The organism is Myxacorys chilensis, assembly GCF_059505265.1.
On record NZ_JCACKG010000055.1, the window covers coordinates 1 to 2,005 of the forward strand.

Here is a 2,005-nt window from a genome sequence, read left to right on the forward strand (position 1 = left end):
TCCAGAGGCGCATGCACATGACCGAAGTGACGTATCCGCCGCTCGATGTTCCTAAACCAGTCGCCAATGGTGTTTGGATCATCGACAGCGGACACCATATGGCAGGCGCGCCACTGCCGGTGCGGATGACGGTCTTGCAGTTTTGCGATGGCGCTTTGCTGCTGCATTCTCCCACGCGCTTCACTCCTGAGACGAAGGCAGCGCTGGAACGGATCGGTCCGATCGCCCAGGTGGTCGCACCCAACACAGTGCATTGGTCCTATATGACGGGGTGGCAGGAGCATGTGCCCGGGGCTACCTATTGGGGTGTTCCGGGATTGCGGAAGCGGCGTGCTGTGGTGTCGTCCGGGCTGCGTCTTGATCACGACCTGGCCGATGGCGAGCCACAGGCGTGGCAGGGTGACATCGAGTGTATTCTGGTGAGGGGACTGGGCGTCACTGAGGCGGCCTTGTTCCACCGGCCGTCCCGGACGCTTGTTCTCACCGACCTGGTCGTCAACGTGGAACCGCGCAAACTGCCCTGGCCATTATCGGTTGGAGCTCGTGCTGTTGGCTCTGCCGCACCGCATGGCCGGGCGCCGCTTTATGCGCGCCTAGCATTTAGGGCAGGCGGCAACAACGCCATCGATGCGGCACGCCGTATCGTGGCGCTTGAGCCCGAGCGGGTCATATTCTCGCATGGTGACTGGTTCGACAAGGACGCGTCGGCGCAGTTGCGACGCTCACTGACTTGGCTTGCCGCATGAGCGAACTTCTTCAGCGGTTACAAGCAGGATGATGAAATTTGAGACCTCGGGCCGCAAGGTCGCAAGAGTAAGCCTGGCGGATACAGTCCTTACCCTCAAGGAGGTTATTGTGCCTACGATGGCGAAGGGCCCACTGATCCGGCGCAGGAAGGTCGTCAGCTTCGGCGAACGCCACGGCGTTGATGACAAGGCTGTTAAGCGAATGCAAAACCTGCGGAAGAAATATGGGGCAGGGCCGCTCGTGCTTGCTATCCCTTTTCGGCCGCAAGCCTTGTTGCTCTGCGCTGAAGACGTTCGAATGGTGCTTGAGAATTCGCCTGCTACCTTTGCTGCAGCCACAAGGGAAAAGCGTTCGGCCCTTTCGCACTTCGAACCCCTAAACGTTCTGGCGTCTCACGGTCCTGAACGCGAGCAGCGCCGGAAGCTCAATGAAGCGACGCTTGAAACTGGCTGCCCGATGCACTCGATGGCAGTGCACTTTGCGAAAGTGATCGACGAGGAGATAAGCCCAATCTGGAAGACAGCAGCGGTCGGAGGAATACTCGACTGGGACATCTTCTTCGTGGGCTGGATGCGGATGGTCCGCCGACTCGTACTTGGCGACGCAGCGGCGGATGACACGGACCTCACGGACTTGTTGGAAAAACTGCGATACCGCGCCAACTATGCATTTCTGCGCCGCAAGGCTCCGGCACAACGACGTGAACTGCTCGATCGACTGCGCGCCTATGTCGAGGTCGCCGCACCTCACAGCCTTGCTGGAAAGATGGCCCGGCACTGCACTGATCTTGCCCAGATGCCGCACCACCAGTTGCCGCAGTACCTGTTCGCCTTTGATCCAGGGGCGATGGCAACCTTCCGCACGCTCGCCATGCTGTCGGTCGATGCCTCAGCTGGCGAACGGGTGAGGCTCGAAATGGACGCCGTTGCATCCGAACCTGCGCCACAGCTGCCGTTCCTGCGCGCCTGCTATCTCGAGACGCTGCGCCTCTGGCCAACGACCCCGGCGATCCTGCGAGAAACGGTAGAGGCGGTCGCCTGGTCGGAGGGGCAACTTGAGATCGGCACCCACATCACCATCTTCACGCCCTTCCTGCACAGGGACGATGAAAGTGTGACCGATGCGCATACGTTCAAGCCAGACCGCTGGATCGGTACTGTAGCCCACCCAGAATCGGCGCTGGTGCCCTTCAGCTTTGGCCCCGTCCAGTGCCCAGCTGCACACTTCGTGCCGCTGGTTGCAACGCTGGCCATGCGCC

2 protein-coding genes are annotated in these 2,005 nt (G+C 60.9%); both read left to right on the forward strand.

Going from position 1 to position 2,005, the window contains the following annotated elements; translation table 11 throughout:
- The first annotated feature begins 17 nt into the window (after window positions 1–17).
- Window positions 18–746 (forward strand): DUF4336 domain-containing protein, encoded by a 729-nt coding sequence (locus AC5JLB_RS02605; protein ID WP_495872300.1) that lies wholly within the window; start codon window positions 18–20, stop codon window positions 744–746.
- 28 nt (window positions 747–774) lie between these two features.
- Window positions 775–2,005, forward strand: a 1,231-nt coding sequence (locus AC5JLB_RS02610; RefSeq protein WP_495872301.1) for a cytochrome P450, incomplete at its 3' end; no start/stop codon positions are given.

Bases quoted from the DNA above. Each gene is read 5' to 3' on its own strand.
- AC5JLB_RS02605 (WP_495872300.1), top strand. From the start codon at position 18: ATGACCGAAGTGACGTATCCGCCGCTCGATGTTCCTAAACCAGTCGCC.